The organism is Nocardioides bruguierae (assembly GCF_023554635.1).
GTDB classification, from domain to species: domain Bacteria; phylum Actinomycetota; class Actinomycetes; order Propionibacteriales; family Nocardioidaceae; genus Nocardioides; species Nocardioides bruguierae.
Window position 1 is genome coordinate 24,590 of record NZ_JAMJPH010000025.1, and the last position, 17,813, is coordinate 42,402.

The window sequence follows — 17,813 nt, forward strand, 5'->3', positions numbered from 1 at the left end:
GGCCGGCTGAGGCCCGCCCGGCCCTGCTCCCCAGGGAGCGGGGCCGGACGGGCGGCACGTCCGGGTCAGCGACCGGGGGCCGGGGCCGGCGCCACCCGGCGCAGCGAGGCCAGACGGCGGACGTCGAGGGCGGACGGGCGCCGGTCGAGCCGCCGGTCGAGCAGCGTGGCGGCTCGCTCGGGTCGTCCCGACCTGGCCAGGCAGAGCAGCAGAGCCTCCTCGACGACCTCGCGCTGGGCGGCGGACCCGCCGACGAGGACGAGCCTGGGCAGCAGGTCGAGCAGCAGGTCGGCGGCTTGCCCGTACCGACCAGCCCCCTGGTGCGCGAGGGCCTCGCACAGCGGGGCGACGACGCCGCTGAGCACGGGGTCGCCGTCGTCGCGGCAGCGGCGTCGCAGCCGATCGAGCCGGTCGTGCCGCCCGGCAGCGGCCAGCGCCACGGCCGCGTGCACGGCGCCGAAGGGCGTCCCCGGACGGGCGAGGAGCGCCGGGTCGACCTCAGCGAGGGCGGACTCGACCGAGGGCAGCGCCTGGTCCTCCGAACCCGGCCAGGCAGCGGTGGTCAGCTCCCAGCGCCACAGCAGCGAGACGGCGTCGACCAGCAGCCGCATCCCGGTGGTCGTCGGCGGGGCCAGCTCGCGGCAGTAGCGGCGACGCACGGCCTCCAGGTCGCCCGTCGTCAGCTCGTGCAGCGCCGCGTGCCAGGAGAAGTGCGCGCGGTGGTCGGCGTCCCGCCCGCTGCGGCCGATCCAGCCGTCCAGCCAGGCCAGGCCGGCCTCGTGCTCGCCGGTCTCGTAGAACACGTGGGTGAGGGCGTGGACGGCGTGGCCGGACGCGGGCTCGCAGGCGAGCGCGCTCTCGGCGAGCAGCCCCGCCTCCTCGAGCCGGCCCTGGTCCTGCCGGGTGAAGGCGAGCAGGGAGTGGTACCACCAGTGGTCGCCGTAGGCGGGGGCCAGGCCCTCGACCAGCTCCCAGGCCTCCCGCTGCAGGTCGGTCACGCCCGAGAAGGCGATCGTCGGGACGGCCGCCGAGACGGCCAGGGCGTCGCGGGGGTGCAGGGACACGTGCCGGGTCAGGGCGGCCGCCCCCGCCCGGGTGCCCGCGGAGGCGTCCCCGACCCGGGCGCCCACGACCGCGACGAACGAGCGCTCCCGCTCGTCCCCGCGTCGGGCCAGGGCGGAGCGGGCTGCCGCGAGGGCTGCGGACACGTCCACCTCGGCGCCGCCCTCGTGGCCGAGGAGGGCGAGCGCCGCGTGCCCGACCGCGAGGTCGGGGTCCAGCGCCACGGCCTCCGCGATGAGCGACTCGCCACCGGACTGCAGCCGCAGGACGCGCTCCAGCCCCGCGTTGTAGGTGGCGGCCGCCTCGGCGGTGGTGGAGAGGGGGAGCCCGAGCAGGTCGCGGGGCCGGGCGACGGGATGGTGCCCACCGACCCAGCGGCCGTCCTCGAGGCGGCGGGGGAGCGGTGCCACCTCGTCCAGGACGGCGCCGGCCAGCGCCTGGGCCTGCGACCGGATCTCGGGGATCGCCGTCGACTCCAGCAGCTCGCCCCGGCGCAGGCTGCCGAGCGTCCAGACCGGCGCGTCGGTGGTGCCGTCGGAGTCGCGCAGGCGCCCCTCCACCGTGCGCACGCCGAGGCCGCGGGTGGCGGGCTCGGCGAGCCTGAGACCGGCACGGTCGCGGAGCAGGTCTCGCAGCAGGGCGTCGGGCGAGCGGCGGACGTCGCCACCGCCACCGGTGGCGTTGACCACCCAACCGACGTCGTGCGTGGTCCCGTCGTCGAGGCGCACGCGGAGGCCGCCGTGCGGGAGCGGCTCGGCGTCCTGGACCCGGACGGCGCGGACCTCGACCCGGTCCGTGGCCAGCAGCCCCTCCAGCACCTCACCGGGCACCGGGGCGGCGCGGTGGCGCAGGACGTTCCAGGCTCCCTGGTGCTCGTCGAGGAACCGGTGTCGGTCCTCCTCGCCGAGACGGTCCCACAGCACCGTGACGCGGTGCCGGAGCCCGTCCGCCCCAGGGCGCCAGTCGCCCGTGTCGGCCTCCACGCCCCGCAGGTGGGCGGTGGCCGCGGCGAGGACCGCGTCGAGGTCGGCGTCCCAGGTGCTGACGTCGGGGACGACGGGCAGGGCGGGGCGCCGGCGGTGGGTGTGCGGGACCCGGCCACGGCGGGACGTGGCGAGGACGCGGCGGTCCGGGCGGGCGCCGTCCCCGACCACGGTCAGGGTGACGTCGAGCATCGTGAGCCCCGAGCCCACGACCAGGACGTCGGCCGGGCCGCTGCGGTCGCGGCGGACGACGTCCAGCGCGCCCGGGGCCCAGGGATCGACGACGAGGAACGGGGAGGCCCGCAGGGAGGCCGGAGCCCAGTCCACCTGGTCCGCCGGGGCCCCGGTGGCCAGGACGACGGCGTCTGCCGCGACGTCCTCGGCGCCGGCGCGGACGGTCCAGGCCCGCCCCTCGCGCCCGGGCTCGGCGTCCGTGCGGGTCAGGGCCGTGGCGCGCAGGTGCCGGTGCCGGACCCGGACGGTCTCGGCCGCGGTGCCGGCCTCCGCGCTCAGGCAGGCGTCCAGGTAGGCGGCCCAACGCCGCCGGGGGACGAAGGCGTGCGGCTGGGCCTCGGACGGGCGCCCGTGCTGCTCGAGCCAGGCGACGAAGTGCCCGGGGTCGTCACCGAGAACGCTCATCTGGGCCGCCGGGACGTTGAGCAGGTGCTCCTCGTCGTCGGTGCCGAACGCGACGCCGCGTGCCCAGCGAGGTGCGGGGTCGAGCAGCTCGACCTCGAGCGCGGTGGCGCGGGCACGCGCGGCACGGGCGAGGTGCAGGGCGGTCAGGCTGCCGGCAGCGCCGGCGCCGACGACGACCACGCGGGGCGCGGCACCGGAGCTCGGCCGAGGACGGGGGGTGGGGCTCATCGGTCCCTCTTTCTCTCTAATGTCTATCGGATTACTCGACATTAGCGACGCGGGTCGTCGCCGCCAAGCGACAAGGACGCCCCGGCGCGTCGCGCCGGGGCGTCCTCGGTGGTGCGTGGAGGTGCCTCGAGGTTCTCGGAGGCGCCTGGAGGTGGGCCTACGGCTGCGCCGAGAGGAACACGAACGTCGCCAGCAGCACCAGGTGCACGAGGCCCTGGAGCGCCTTGGCGCGGCCGGGCACGACGGTGAGCACCGAGACCACCACGGAGATCGTCAGCAGCACGATCTGGGTGGGGCCCAGGCCCAGCTCGAGCGGGCCGTCGAGCCAGATCGAGGCCACGGCGATCGCCGGGATGGTCAGGCCGATCGAGGCCATCGCCGAGCCGTAGGCCAGGTTCAGGCTGATCTGCACGCGGTCGCGCGCCGCGTGGCGGACGGCGGCGATCGACTCCGGCGCCAGCACCAGCAGCGCGATCACCACGCCGACGACGGGGGCCGGGAAGCCCGCGGCCGCCACGACGTCCTCGATCGTGGGGGAGAGGAGCTTGGCCAGGCCCACCACCGCGACCAGCGCGGCGACCAGCAGCCCGACGCTCACCCAGGCCGCGCGCGCCGTGGGCGGGTCGGCGTGCCCGTCGCCGTCCTCGTCGAGGACACCGGTCATGCGGCCCAGCTCGTCCGAGGAGACCGGCAGGAAGAAGTCGCGGTGCCCCACCGTCTGCGTGAGCACGAACGCGACGTAGAGCGTGAGCGAGACGACCGCGGCGAACGCGAGCTGCGAGGCGGAGTACTCATAACCCGCCTCGGAGACGGTGAAGCCGGGCAGCACCAGGCACACGCTGGCCAGCGCCACGACGGTGGTGAGCGCCGAGCCCGAGCCGGAGGCGTTGTAGCTGGCCAGCCCGTGCCGCGTCGCGCCGACGAGCAGGGAGAGGCCGACGATGCCGTTGAGGGTGATCATCACCGCGGCGAAGACGGTGTCGCGGGCGTAGGTGGAGGCTCCGTCACCACCGCCGACCATGAGCATCACGATGAGACCCACCTCGATGATGGTCACCGCCACCGCGAGCACCAGTGAGCCGTAGGGCTCGCCCGCCCGGTGCGCCACGACCTCCGCGTGGTGGACGGCGGCCAGCACCGCGCCGACCAGGAGCACCGCGATCAGCGTCAGCACCCACGGGCTCTCGTGCCGCGTCCACGTGGCGACGAGGACGAGGACGGCGACGGGCGGGACGAGGGTGGTCCAGGAGGGGCGACCCGGGCGGGCCGTCGTGGCGGTCATGGCATGAAACCTAGTGAGGTGGTGCAACGGCGATCGCGGCGGCGATCGCGGTGGCGGTCTCGCACCGCGCTGTCACCGGGAGGGCCTACCCTCGTTGCTGATGGCAACGACAGCAGAGCCGGCCAGCGAGCCCACCGGCGAGTACACCCACGCCCAGATCCTCACGATCATGTCCGGGCTCATGCTCGGCATGTTCCTGGGCGCCCTGGACCAGACGATCGTCTCCACGGCGATCCGCACGATCGCGGACGACCTCAACGGTCTCTCGATCCAGGCGTGGGCGACCACGGCCTACCTGATCACCATGACGATCACGACGCCGATCTACGGCAAGCTCGGGGACCTCTACGGTCGCAAGAAGCTGTTCATGTTCGCGATCAGCATCTTCGTCATCGGCTCGGCCCTGTGCACGCTGGCCACCTCGATGTACTCCCTCGCGGTCTACCGCGCGATCCAGGGCCTGGGCGCGGGCGGTCTGTTCACGCTCGTGCTGGCGATCATCGGGGACGTCGTCAGCCCCCGTGAGCGCGCGAAGTACTCCGGCTACTTCATGGCCGTCTTCGGCACCTCCTCGGTGCTCGGGCCCGTCATCGGCGGCTTCCTGGCCGGCCAGGACACGCTGCTGGGCATGTCCGGCTGGCGCTGGGTCTTCCTCGTCAACGTGCCGATCGGCGCGATCGCGCTGTTCGTCGTCTTCCGCACCCTGCACGTCCACCACGACGCCCCCGACCACAGGATCCGCATCGACTGGTGGGGCGCCCTGGCGCTCGTCGTCGGCCTGGTGCCGCTGCTGACCGTGGCCGAGCAGGGCCGTGAGTGGGGCTGGGACTCCGGCCGCTCGCTGGCCTGCTTCGTGGTCGGCGGCATCGGCCTGGTCGCGTTCTTCCTGGTCGAGCGCGTGATGAAGGAGTCCGCGCTGTTCCCGCTGCGCCTGCTGCGGCTGCGCGCGGTCTCGGTGACCGTCGTGGCCAGCATCGTCATCGGCGCCGCCATGTTCGGCGGCATCCTGGTGCTGCCGCTGTACATGCAGATCGTCCACGGTGCCTCGCCGACCGAGTCGGGCTTCCTGATGCTGCCGATGGTGCTCGGCATCATGAGCGCGGCGATGGGCTCGGGCATCGCGATCTCGCGCACCGGCAACGTCCGGCCGTTCCCGATCGTGGGCTCCGCGCTCGTCGTGGTCGGCCTCTTCGCCCTGTCCTTCACCACCGCCGACACCGCGCTGTGGCTGGTGATGGTCCCGATGTTCGTGCTCGGGTTCGGGCTGGGCAACTGCATGCAGCCGCTGCTCCTGGCGGTGCAGTCGGCGGTCTCCCCGCGCGAGATCGGCGTGGCCACCTCGTCCGCCACCTTCTTCCGCCAGATCGGCGGCACGCTGGGTGTCGCGGTCTTCCTCTCCGTCCTCTTCTCCACGGTGGGCGGCAACATCGAGACGGAGCTGGACGCGGCGGCGAGCTCGCCCGAGTTCCAGGCCGCGGCCGAGGCCAACGGCGGGTTCGACCCGAGCGTCGTCGCCTCCGTGCAGGACGACTCGTCGGTGCTCTCGACCCTGCCGGACGCGCTGGCCCACCCCATCCGCGCCGGCTTCGCCACGTCCATGGACCAGGTGTTCCTGGTGGCCTCCGGCGTGGCGGTGATCGCCTTCCTGGTGCTGCTGCTCATGCCCCGCGTGGAGCTGCGCGCCACCTCGGCGGCCGCGGAGCGAGGGGCGCGGACGGCGCCGGCGGGGGAGTGACCCGGCGCACCACGGACGACCGGCCCTGGCGGAAGTGGGCCGGACCTGCTCACGCGCGTACGCTTGAGCGCTGATCCACCCGCTGTCTACCTCCACGAGGGAGCGCCCATGTCCGCGCCGTCCGTCACCGCTGCTCGGGGCGAGTCCGTCTTCGCCCGGCTCGAGCCGCTGCTGCCGAGCGTGTCGAAGCCGATCCAGTACGTGGGCGGCGAGCTCAACGCGACGCTGAAGGACTGGGACTGCGCCGCGCAGTCCGAGGAGGGTGGCGAGACCGTCCGCTGGGCGCTGATGTACCCCGACGCCTACGAGGTCGGGCTGCCCAACCAGGGCGTGCAGATCCTCTACGAGATCCTCAACGAGCGGGACTGGATCGTCGCCGAGCGCACCTACGCGGTGTGGCCCGACATGGAGAAGGTGATGCGGGACAACGCGATCCCGCAGTTCACCGTGGACGGCCACCGCCCGGTCCGCGACTTCGACGTGCTCGGCCTCTCGTTCTCCACCGAGCTCGGCTACACGAACATGCTCAACGCGCTCGACCTGGCCGGCATCCCGCTGCACGCCGTCGACCGCACCGAGGACCACCCGGTCGTGCTGGCCGGCGGTCACGCCGCGTTCAACCCCGAGCCGATCGCCGACTTCATCGACGCGGCCGTGCTCGGCGACGGCGAGGAGGTCGTGCTCGCGATCTCCGAGATCGTGCGCGAGTGGAAGACCGAGGGCCGCCCGGGCGGCCGCGACGAGCTGCTGCGCCGCATGGCGGTCACGGGCAACATCTACGTCCCCCAGCTCTACGACGTCACCTACGCCGCGGACGCCACGATCGAGGCCGTCGTCCCGAACAAGCCGGGCATCCCGTTCCGGGTCAAGAAGCACACGCTCATGGACCTCGACGCCTGGCCGTACCCGGCCAAGCCGCTCGTGCCGCTGGCCGAGACCGTGCACGAGCGTTTCAGCGTGGAGATCTTCCGCGGGTGCACCCGCGGCTGCCGCTTCTGCCAGGCCGGCATGATCACCCGCCCCGTGCGCGAGCGCTCGATCGAGACCATCGGCAACATGGTCGAGAACGGCATCCGGCAGACCGGCTTCGAGGAGGTCGGGCTGCTCTCGCTGTCCTCGGCCGACCACACCGAGATCGGCGACGTCGCCTCCGGCCTGGCCGACCGCTACGAGGGCCAGAACGTCTCGCTCTCGCTGCCCTCCACGCGCGTGGACGCCTTCAACATCACGCTGGCCAACGAGTTCTCGCGCAACGGACGCCGCTCCGGCCTCACGTTCGCGCCCGAGGGCGGCTCCGAGCGGATGCGCAAGGTGATCAACAAGATGGTCACCGAGGAGGACCTGATCCGGACGGTCTCGACCGCCTACGGGCACGGCTGGCGCCAGGTGAAGCTCTACTTCATGTGCGGCCTGCCGACCGAGACCGACGAGGACGTCCTGCAGATCGCGGAGCTGGCCAAGAAGGTCATCGCCAAGGGCCGCGAGGTCTCCGGGCGCAACGACGTGCGCTGCACGGTCTCCATCGGCGGCTTCGTGCCCAAGCCGCACACCCCGTTCCAGTGGGCCGCGCAGCTCGACCACGAGACCACCGACGAGCGGCTGAAGAAGCTGCGCGACGAGGTCCGCAGCGACAAGAAGTTCGGCCGCGCCATCGGCTTCCGCTACCACGACGGCAAGCCCGGCATGGTCGAGGGCCTGCTCTCGCGCGGCGACCGCCGCGTCGGCGCCATCATCGAGCAGGTCTGGCGCGACGGCGGCCGCTTCGACGGCTGGAGCGAGCACTTCTCCTACGACCGCTGGGTCGAGGCCTCGCAGCAGGCGCTGGCCGGCACCGGCACCGACCTGGAGTGGTACACGACCCGCGAGCGGGACTACGACGAGGTCCTGCCCTGGGACCACCTGGACTCCGGCCTCGACAAGGACTGGCTCTGGGGCGACTGGGAGGACGCGCTCGCCGTCGCCGACGGGTCGGCCGACGTCGAGATCGAGGACTGCCGCTGGACGCCCTGCTACGACTGCGGCGTGTGCCCCGAGATGGGCACCGAGATCCAGGTCGGCCCCACGGGTCAGAAGCTGCTCCCGCTCAGCGTCGTCTGACGCCGGACCATCCCCGCTCGCTCGCCAGGGATCGTGACACGTGCGGACGCCTGAACCGCCCGGTTCGCCGTCCGCACGTGTCACGTCCCTCGAGCAGCCCGGCCTCGCGCCAGGTGCTCCTCGAGCATCTCCTGCAGCCCGGTCGGGAACAGCGGGACCTCCGGGTCTCCGGCGATCGGCCGCCACTCGACCCAGCCCGGCACGTCGCCGTCGGTGAACGGTCGGCCCTCGTCGGGCACGGCGTCGGCCTCCGCCAGGTGGCCGAGGTGCACGAAGACGACCTCGTGGCCGAGCTCGCCGTCGATGGTGAAGACGTTCTCGAGGACGCCGAGCAGCCGCGGCTCGACGAGCGTGGCGTCCAGCTCCTCGCGGATCTCGCGCACGGCCGCGTCCAGCGCCGGCTCTCCGAGCTCGACGGAGCCGCCGAGCGGCCGGTGGAGCGTCGGGTGCTCGGTGGTCGACATCCGCGACACCGCGTGCCGGGTGCCGTCGGGGTGCAGGAGCACCGCGAACGCCTTGACCCTGATGCGCGAGCGGTCGACCGCCATCAGCCGCGTCCGAACCAGCGCCGTCGCGCTCGCGGCGCGGGGGCGGGGGCGGGCTGCTCGTCCGGCGCCGGCTCGCCGAAGGGCTCGGCCGCCCCGTCCCACCCGTTGACGCCGCTCTGGGTCAGGCCGTCGGCCGTGTAGGTGTAGGTCCAGGTCTCCTCGTCCTCGCCGGTGAACGTGACCACTCCGTCGGCCACGAACGGGGCGAGGGCGACGTAGAAGGCGGTCGCCTGGGCCGACCACTTCGGGTCGCCGTCCTCGTCGGTGGCCAGCACCAGCAGGTCGCCCTCACGCTCGAGCGAGGCGGCGGCGTAGGTCGCCAGGTCGGCCAACGAGGTGGCGGGCTCGTCGTCGGGGTGGAACCAGCCGTCGCGCCCGGTCATCGCCTGCACCGCGGCGTGGAACGCGTCGTTCTCCTGCGTGGCCGGCAGCCGCAGCCGTCCGCGCGTGGTCACCAGGTAGCCCATGGGCGGACGGTGCCACGTGCAGGCGCCGCTTGACAAGGGAGCTGGGCGATGTTCGTCGGGCGTCGACGCCGAGGGCCGGAGGGTCTGCGGTCGGCGGCATCCACGGAGGGAAGAGTTGCAGTTTCTCGCGCTGCGAAAAGGTGCACCGCTCACCCCCTCCCGCCGTGCACGGCCCCGTCCTAGGTTCTCCGTCACGCACCGCGGCTCGGGCCGCGGTGCCGACCGCCCGGCACCCCGTCGGGCGCGGACCACTTCTCGGGAGCACACATCTCATGACGGACCGCACCACGCGCGCCACACGCCGGCGTCGCGCCCTCGGCACGGCAGCCACCGCCGCCCTGCTCACCACCTCCGTGGCCGCCCTCAGCGGACTGGGCACCGCCCAGGCCGCCGACGCGGGCACGGACAAGGCCGACGGCCAGAAGTCGGGCCAGCGCACCCCCGCCACCGCCGAGCGCAGCGACAAGGCGCCCCTGGTCGGCGCGAACCGCTCCGGTGTCATCGACGGCGACTACATCGTCGTCCTCAAGGACGGCGCCACCACCAAGCAGCTGCGCGCGACCCGTGGCCAGGCCGTGGCCCGCGGCGCCGAGGTCAGCGACACCTTCCGCACGGTCGCCGACGGCTTCTCGGCCACCCTGACCGGCGAGGCGCTGACCCGCATGCGCAACAACCCGAACGTCGCCTACGTCGAGGCCGACCGGGAGCTCTCCATCGACGCGACCCAGTCCGGCGCCACCTGGGGCCTGGACCGCATCGACCAGGACAGCCTGCCGCTGGACGGCACCTACACCTACGACGCCACCGGCGCCGGCGTGAAGGCCTACATCATCGACACGGGCGTCCGGTCCTCGCACAGCGAGTTCTCGGGCCGCACGGTCTCGGGCTACACCGCGATCAGCGACGGCAACGGCACCACCGACTGCAACGGCCACGGCACGCACGTGGCAGGCACCGTCGGCGGCTCGACCTACGGCGTGGCCAAGGGCGTCACGATCGTCCCGGTCCGCGTGCTCGACTGCAACGGCTCCGGCACCACCTCCGGCGTCATCGCCGGCGTCGACTGGGTGACCTCGAACCACACCTCCGGCCCGGCCGTCGCCAACATGAGCCTCGGTGGTGGCGTCTCCACCACGCTCGACAACGCGGTGGCCGCCTCCATCTCCGACGGCGTCACCTACGCGGTCGCCGCCGGCAACGAGTCCACGAACGCCTGCAACGGCTCGCCCGCCCGCGTCTCCTCGGCGATCACCGTCGGTGCGACCACCAGCAGCGACTCGCTGGCCAGCTACTCCAACTACGGCTCCTGCGTCGACATCCTGGCGCCGGGCTCCTCCATCACCTCGGCCTGGTACACCTCGAACACGGCCACGAACACGATCTCGGGCACCTCGATGGCGACCCCGCACGTCGCCGGCGTGGCCGCGCTCTACCTGGAGGACCACACCTCGGCCTCCCCGAGCACCGTGACCAACGCGCTCCTCGGCGCCGCGACCCCGAACAAGATCTCGGGCGTCAACGGCTCCCCGAACCTGCTGCTCTCCACCGACTTCGACGGCACCGGCGGCGGCACCGACCCGGTCGACCCGCCGAGCGGCTCGAACCTGCTGCTCAACCCCGGCTTCGAGTCCGGCAACGTGTCCTGGACCGCCTCCTCGGGCGTCATCACCTCCAGCACCTCGGCCCCGGCCGCGACCGGCTCCTACAAGGCGTGGCTGAACGGCTACGGCAGCAGCCACACCGACACCCTGAGCCAGACGGTCACCATCCCGTCCGGCAGCAGCGCCAGCCTGTCGTTCAAGCTCTACGTCTCCTCCTCGGAGACCACCACGAGCACCGCCTACGACAAGCTCACGGTGAAGGCCGGCAGCACCACGCTGGCGACCTACTCCAACCTGAACGAGACCTCCGGCTACGTGACGAAGACGCTCAACATGTCCTCGTTCACCGGCAAGACGGTCACGATCAGCTTCACCGGCGTCGAGGACTCCTCGCTGGCCACCAGCTTCGTCATCGACGACACCTCGCTCACCGTCGGCTGAGCCTCCTGACCGGCGGCGCGGGCCCGATCCGCGTCCGCCGGCCGGGACACCGGCCCGGCCCCTCCTGCACACGCTGCGGGGGAGGCCGGGCCTCGTCGTGCGTCGGCCGCTGTCGGTGTCGGCTGTCGGTGTCGACTGTCGGTGTCGGGTGGCAGGCTGCCGCCATGCCCACGAGCAGGCCAGGACTGGACGACGACGAACGACGGCGTCGTCTCGTGCGGCACGGCCTCGTGCCCGGTGCGCGGGCCGCGTCCGTCGAGGAGGCCACCGAGCGGGTCGTCTGCCTGCACGCCACCGAGCCGCCCACCGTGCCGCTCTCGCTCCACGCCCGGGTCGACGACCTGACCCGCGAGGAGGTCGAGGCCGCCCTGGTGGAGCGCCGCACCCTCGTCCGCCAGCTCGCGATGCGCCGCACCCTCTTCGTCTTCCCCCGGGACCTGCTGCCGGTCGCCTGGGGCTCCGCCGCCGCGCGCACGGGCGCCAACGAGCGGGCCAAGCTGGCCAGGGACGTCGTGCGCGGCGGCATCACCACGGACGGCGACGCCTGGCTGGCCTCCGCCGAGCGGGCGGTGCTGGCCGCGCTGGACGCGGCCCCGGACGGTCTCACCGCGCTCGAGCTCAAGGCGGCCGCTCCCGAGATCGACGTCCGCGCCGACCTGCCCAGCTCGCAGGTCTCGCCCGGCCGGGTGCTGACCGTGCTGGGTGCCGAGGCGTCCATCGTCCGCGGGCCCAACACCCAGCACTGGCGGCTCTTCCGACCACGCTGGCAGACCCGGCAGCACTGGTTGGGCCCCACGCCCGAGCCCCTCGCGTCGGCCGACGGGTACGCCGAGCTGGTCCGGCGCTGGCTGGCGCGGTTCGGGCCGGGCACGGAGACCGACGTGGTGTGGTGGCTGGGGGCGACCAAGACGATCGTGCGCGCAGCCCTGGACGAGGTCGGTGCCGTCCCGGTCGACCTGGACTCCGGCGAGGTCGGCTGGGTGCTGCCCGACGACACCGGTCCCACGCCCGAGGTGCAGCCCTGGGCGGCCCTGCTGCCCGTCCTCGACCCCACGGTCATGGGGTGGAAGCAGCGGGACTGGTACCTCGGCGAGCACGGCCCCGCCCTCTTCGACCGCAACGGCAACGCCGGCACCACGGCCTGGTGGGCGGGCCGCGTGGTGGGCTGCTGGGTGCAGGACGCCGACGGCGTCGTCCAGGTGCGCCCGCTCGAGCCGCTCCCGGCCGAGGCCCGGGCAGCCCTGCGCGAGGAGGCCGCCCGCCTCACCGCCTGGCTGTCGGGGGAGCGGGTCAGCCCGATCTACCGGGCGCCGACGATGACGGCCGAGGCCGGGGACCTGCCGTACCCTCCCCTCCGTGCCTGAGCAGCCCGAGCAGCAAGCCCCGCCGGTCCAGCGGCTGCGCGTCCGCTACGCCAAGCGTGGACGCCTGCGCTTCACCAGCCACCGCGACTTCTCCCGCGCCTTCGAGCGCGCGGTCTTCCGCGCCCGGGTGCCCATGGCCTACTCCTCCGGGTTCAACCCGCACCCGCGCATCTCCTACGCCGGCGCCGCCCCCACCGGCTCGGCCAGCGAGGCCGAGTACCTGGAGATCGCGCTCAAGGAGGTCGTCGACCCCGCCGCGATCCACGCCCTCCTGGACGAGGCGCTCCCGCCCGGGCTCGACGTGCTCGAGGTCGTCGTCTCGCCCGGCGGGTCGCTCGCCGACCGGCTCGAGGCCAGCCGCTGGGCCCTCGACCTCACGCCCGTGGGCGCCGGCCGCCCGGAGCTGGAGGCCGCGGTCGCGGCGTTCCTGGCCGCCGCCGAGGTGACGGTGGAGCGGATGACGAAGAAGGGCCTGCGTCAGATGGACTGCCGCGCCGCCGTCGTCCACCTCGAGGTGGTGGACAGCGACCGGGCCGGCGCCGTCCGTCTCGACCTCCTGCTGCGCCACGGAGTGCCCGCGATCCGCCCCGACGACGTGCTCCGCGGCCTGGCGCAGGTCAGTGGTCTGGACGCCGGCGGCGCGCCGCTGTTCACGCGGCTCGCCCAGGGCCCGCTCGTCGACGACGCCGTCGGCGACCCGCTGACCAGCGAGGGTTGACCCCCTCCGCTCACCCCTGTGCGATACTCACCATGGTCCTCGACCACCGGTCGAACCCGACGACGGCGCCCAGCACACCCGGAGCGTCCCGCCCGACGGCTCGCCCTCGGTCGGCGACCCGACGACGTTCTCGCCGAGCCACGAGGCTCGGCACTCCGAGAGCCGGTCGTCGCCAGACCGCGACGCGGCCCGTCGGCTCGGTGACAGCGAGCAGGCGACCTCCCCCAGGTGGGGCCCAGCGACCGCGGCAGGTGACGAGCGTCCTTCGGTGACGCGCACCCTGCGGAGGAGTCGCCGCCACCGACAGACTTTCCGGCCCGCGCGTCGCGCGGCGTCGGACGACACGCCCGACGCGTAGCCGCGGCCCGGGCCGAGGAGCAGCACATGCCCGACGAGAACGAGGTCGGCGCGCAGCCGACCACCGAGACCTCCCCCGAGGCCTCCGCCGCCACCCCGGCGAAGAAGACCACGCGCAAGCGGACCACCAAGAAGGCCGCCGCGCCCGCCGCGTCCGAGCCCGCCGCCGACGCGCCCGCCGCCGAGGCCGCGCCGGCCGCGAAGAAGGCGACCCGCAAGCGGACCACCAAGAAGGCCGCGGCGCCCGCCGCGTCCGCCGAGCCGGGCCTCTTCGAGGAGCCCGCCGCCGAGGCCGCGCCGGCCGCGAAGAAGACCACGCGCAAGCGGACGACGAAGAAGGCCGCCGCCGCGCCGACCGCCGAGGCCGCCGCTGCGGTGGAGGCCGTCGAGTCCGCGCCCGAGGCCGGTACCGAGTCCACCGAGAGCGCCCCCGCGCCGGCGGTCAAGAAGGCGCCGCGCAAGCGGACCACCAAGAAGGTCGCCGCAGCCGAGCCCGCGGCCGAGCCCGCTGCCGAGCCCGCTGCCGAGGCCCCGGCCGCGAAGAAGACCACGCGCAAGCGGACGACGAAGAAGGCCGCCGCCGCGCCGACCGCCGAGGCCGCCGCTGCGGTGGAGGCCGTCGAGTCCGCGCCCGAGACCGGCGCCGAGTCCGGCGATTCCGCCGAGAGCGCTCCCGCTCCGGCAGTGAAGAAGGCGCCGCGCAAGCGGACCACCAAGAAGGTCGCCGCCGCAGCGCCCGCTGCCGAGCCGGCCGCGACCGACGAGGCTGCGAGCGAGCCTGCCGAGGCGCCGGCCGCGAAGAAGACCACGCGCAAGCGCCCCGCGAAGAAGGCCGCCGATGCCGGCACGGCCCTGCTCTTCCAGGCGCCCGACCCGGCAGCCGCGGCCGCCGAGGAGACGGACGAGGAGGACGAGGAGGCCGCCGCGCAGGCCGAGGCTACCGAGACCACCGCCGCGCCCGAGCAGGATGCCGCCTCCACCGACGACCAGACCGACGCCCAGACCGACGCCCAGACCGACGCCGAGACCGGTGACGACGACACGAGCGACGACGACTCCGAGGACCGCGGCGAGGGCTCCGGCTCCGGCCGTCGCCGTCGCCGTCGGGGTGGTCGCCGCCGCCGCCGCGGGGGCGGCCGCTCGGGCGAGGACGGCGACGAGACCACGTCCGAGAAGCAGGACGACGCCTCCGCAGGCAAGGACCCGAAGGCCGACGCCCAGGACGAGGACGCCGACGACCAGGGCGCCAAGGACGACCAGGGCGAGAAGGACGGGGAGGCCAAGGACGAGAAGTCCGAGGGCTCCAGCTCGTCCTCGCGTCGTCGCCGTCGTCGTCGCCGCTCGGGCGACTCCGGTGGCGACGGTGGCGACGACCCGGAGAACACCGTCACCAAGGTGCGGCAGTCGCGCTCGCCGGAGGACCAGATCACCTCGCTGTCGGGCTCGACCCGCCTCGAGGCGAAGAAGCAGCGCCGCCGCGAGGGCCGCGAGGCCGGCCGTCGTCGCGCCCCGATCGTCTCCGAGGCCGAGTTCCTGGCCCGCCGGGAGTCGGTCGACCGCGTCATGGTGGTGCGCGAGCGCGAGGACCTCACCCAGATCGCGGTCCTCGAGGACAAGGTGCTCGTCGAGCACTACGTCGCCCGCGAGTCCCAGACCTCGCTCATCGGCAACGTCTACCTCGGCCGCGTCCAGAACGTGCTGCCCTCCATGGAGGCCGCGTTCATCGACATCGGCAAGGGCCGCAACGCGGTGCTCTACGCCGGCGAGGTCAACTGGTCGGCGCTGGGCCACAAGGAGGGCACGCCCCGCAAGATCGAGTCGGTGCTCTCCTCGGGCCAGTCGGTGCTGGTGCAGGTCACCAAGGACCCGATCGGCCACAAGGGCGCCCGCCTCACCAGCCAGGTCAGCCTGCCCGGCCGCTTCCTGGTCTACGTGCCGGACGGCACGACCTCCGGCATCTCCCGTAAGCTGCCCGACACCGAGCGGGCCCGCCTCAAGGCGCTGCTGAAGGAGATCGTCCCCGACACCGCCGGCGTCATCGTCCGCACGGCCGCCGAGGGCGCCAGCGAGGAGGAGCTGACCCGCGACGTCGAGCGGCTCAAGGCCCGCTGGGAGGACATCGAGAAGAAGACCAAGGGCTCCGCCCCGCAGCTGCTCTACGGCGAGCCGGACCTGACCCTCAAGGTCGTCCGCGACCTGTTCACCGAGGACTTCTCCCAGCTCGTGGTGCAGGGCGAGGACGCTTGGAGCACCGTCTCGGAGTACGTCGAGCACGTCGCGCCCGACCTGGCGGAGCGGCTGCACAGGTTCGAGCCGGCCACCGAGGGCAAGCACGTCGGCAAGGACGTCTTCGGCGTCCACCGCGTCGACGAGCAGATCGCCAAGGGCCTGGACCGCAAGGTCTGGTTGCCCTCCGGTGGCTCCCTGGTCATCGACCGCACCGAGGCCATGACCGTCATCGACGTCAACACCGGCAAGTTCACCGGCTCCGGCGGCAACCTCGAGGAGACGGTCACCAAGAACAACCTGGAGGCGGCGGAGGAGATCATCCGCCAGCTCCGGCTGCGTGACATCGGCGGCATCATCGTCGTCGACTTCATCGACATGGTCCTGGAGTCCAACCGCGACCTGGTGCTGCGCCGCATGGTGGAGTGCCTCGGCCGCGACCGGACCCGCCACCAGGTCGCCGAGGTGACCTCCCTCGGCCTGGTGCAGATGACGCGCAAGCGCATCGGCACCGGGCTGCTCGAGGCGTTCAGCGAGAACTGCGACCACTGCCAGGGCCGCGGCGTCGTCACCCACGACCTGCCCGTCGAGCCCAAGGGCGGCGGCCGCGGCAACGGTGGCGGCGGCAACGGCGGCGGCGCCAACAACAACGGTGGCGGCAACGGTGGCGGCAACGGTGGCGGCAAGGGCGACCACAAGCACGACGGCAACGGCGAGGACGGCGAGCCCCGCCGGTCGCGCCGCAACCGCCGTGGTCGCGGCGGCGACAAGTCCGAGGGCCACGAGTCCGAGCAGGCCGAGAAGAACGAGGCCAAGGACGAGCGGCGCGGCCCGTCGCCGGCCGAGTTCGCCGCGATGGCCCGGCACGAGGACAAGCCGGCCGACGAGGCGACGGAGGCATCAGCGGAGGCCCCGGTCGACGAGGCCCCGGTCGTCGAGGAGGCCCCCGAGCCGCAGGCGGCGGAGACCACTCCCGAGGTGTCGCCGGGCGAGGTGCCCGCCGAGCCCCAGGCAGAGGAGACCCCGGAGCCCGCCCCGGAGCCCGCCCCGGAGCCCGCCGCCCCGGCGGCCGAGGAGCCTGCGGCGCCCGCAGCGCCGACGGTGACCACCACGACGCGCACCCGGACGCGGCGCTCGACCCGCACCGGCACGGTGACCACGGGCACGGCGGCGACCATCACGGTGCCGTCGGCGTCCTCCACCCCCGCGCCGGAGACGCCCGCGACGCCGAGCACGCCGGCGCCCAAGGTGGTCACCCGGACCCGCGGCCAGCGCGCCGCCCGGCCCGCGGCGACGCCGACCGAGGCCACCGAGGGCTGAGCAGCAGCCCGAGCACGCCCGTCGGGGCGGTCCCGCAGCAGCGGGGCCGCCCCGACGGCGTCCGGAGGGCGCTCACCTGGTCGCCACCGGGTCGCCACCGGGTCGCCACCGGGCCGCCGACTGGCTCGTGGGCGCCCGCAGGGTCCATCCTGGGAGCGCTGCGAGAGCACGCCGTGGCCCCGTCCGCGGGCCCCTTCCCGGGCGTTTTGCTCCCGCTGCACCCGGTGCGTACGATGAACCTTCGGTGCGTCGATACGTGCCCTCATTCCCTGCACGACCCGTCACGTCGTCCGCCTGCACAGGCGTGGAGCGACGTCGGTGGACTCGAACGGTGCGAACCGTCTCGGCCACGTTCGCGGTGTGCGGAGAACCCCCAGACAGACGCAAGACGAGTTCGACGAAGGAGACCGCGGTGTACGCGATCGTGCGCGCTGGCGCCACCCAGCAGAAGGTTGCCGTGGGCGACGTCATCGAGATCGACAAGGTCGCCACCCCGGTCGGCGAGACGCTGACCCTGCCCGTCCTGCTGGCCGTCGACGGCGAGACCGTCACCTCGGCCGGCCTGGACAAGGCCGCCGTGACCGTGGAGGTCGTCGGCGCCGCCAAGGGCCCGAAGATCGTCATCCAGAAGTACAAGAACAAGACCGGCTACAAGAAGCGCCAGGGTCACCGCCAGAAGTACACCCAGGTGAAGGTCACCGACATCTCGATCTGACCTCCACGGGTCAGGTACAGCCCTCGGCGC

General features: G+C 73.7%; 11 protein-coding genes. 7 read left to right on the plus strand and 4 right to left on the minus strand.

Annotated elements, in window-relative coordinates:
* Positions 1-65: 65 nt before the first annotated feature.
* Positions 66-2,912, minus strand: a complete 2,847-nt coding sequence (locus M8316_RS13900) for an FAD/NAD(P)-binding protein (RefSeq protein WP_250055478.1) — start codon at positions 2,910-2,912, stop codon at positions 66-68.
* A gap of 157 nt (positions 2,913-3,069) precedes the next feature.
* Positions 3,070-4,194: a calcium:cation antiporter gene (locus tag M8316_RS13905; RefSeq protein WP_250055479.1), complete on the minus strand. Its 1,125-nt coding sequence runs from the start codon at positions 4,192-4,194 to the stop codon at positions 3,070-3,072.
* Between the two features lie 100 nt (positions 4,195-4,294).
* Here M8316_RS13905 and M8316_RS13910 point away from each other — a divergent pair, with 100 nt between their 5' ends.
* Both M8316_RS13910 and M8316_RS13915 read left to right on the plus strand, forming a co-directional pair.
* On the plus strand, positions 4,295-5,929 hold the full coding sequence (locus M8316_RS13910) for an MDR family MFS transporter (RefSeq protein WP_250055480.1): 1,635 nt from the start codon (positions 4,295-4,297) through the stop codon (positions 5,927-5,929).
* Between the two features lie 108 nt (positions 5,930-6,037).
* Positions 6,038-8,026, plus strand: a complete 1,989-nt coding sequence (locus tag M8316_RS13915) for a TIGR03960 family B12-binding radical SAM protein (RefSeq protein WP_250055481.1) — start codon at positions 6,038-6,040, stop codon at positions 8,024-8,026.
* A gap of 80 nt (positions 8,027-8,106) precedes the next feature.
* Here the strand turns inward: M8316_RS13915 and M8316_RS13920 are convergent, their stop codons facing one another.
* Both M8316_RS13920 and M8316_RS13925 read right to left on the minus strand, forming a co-directional pair.
* Entirely contained in the window at positions 8,107-8,574 is a 468-nt protein-coding gene (locus M8316_RS13920; RefSeq protein ID WP_250055482.1) for an NUDIX hydrolase, read from the minus strand.
* Positions 8,574-9,041, minus strand: coding sequence for a hypothetical protein (locus tag M8316_RS13925; RefSeq protein WP_250055483.1), 468 nt, complete (start codon positions 9,039-9,041; stop codon positions 8,574-8,576). Before M8316_RS13925 ends, M8316_RS13920 begins: the two co-directional genes overlap by 1 nt.
* 272 nt (positions 9,042-9,313) lie before the next feature.
* Between M8316_RS13925 and M8316_RS13930 the strand changes: the two genes are divergently transcribed.
* The 5 genes from M8316_RS13930 (at position 9,314) to rplU (ending at position 17,783) form a co-directional block, all read left to right on the plus strand.
* The gene (locus M8316_RS13930; protein WP_250055484.1) at positions 9,314-11,083 is read left to right on the plus strand and encodes a S8 family peptidase; all 1,770 of its coding nucleotides are present in this window, start codon (positions 9,314-9,316) and stop codon (positions 11,081-11,083) included.
* Between the two features lie 164 nt (positions 11,084-11,247).
* Positions 11,248-12,447 (plus strand): winged helix DNA-binding domain-containing protein, encoded by a 1,200-nt coding sequence (locus tag M8316_RS13935; protein ID WP_250055486.1) that lies wholly within the window; start codon positions 11,248-11,250, stop codon positions 12,445-12,447.
* A complete protein-coding gene (locus M8316_RS13940) occupies positions 12,440-13,165 on the plus strand; it encodes a TIGR03936 family radical SAM-associated protein (RefSeq protein WP_250055487.1) in 726 nt (241 codons plus the stop codon). The genes M8316_RS13935 and M8316_RS13940 overlap by 8 nt, the downstream gene beginning before the upstream one ends.
* A gap of 384 nt (positions 13,166-13,549) precedes the next feature.
* Positions 13,550-17,068, plus strand: a complete 3,519-nt coding sequence (locus M8316_RS13945; protein WP_250055489.1) for an Rne/Rng family ribonuclease — start codon at positions 13,550-13,552, stop codon at positions 17,066-17,068.
* Between the two features lie 412 nt (positions 17,069-17,480).
* On the plus strand, positions 17,481-17,783 hold the full coding sequence (rplU, locus tag M8316_RS13950) for a 50S ribosomal protein L21 (protein WP_250055491.1): 303 nt from the start codon (positions 17,481-17,483) through the stop codon (positions 17,781-17,783).
* Positions 17,784-17,813: the final 30 nt, after the last annotated feature.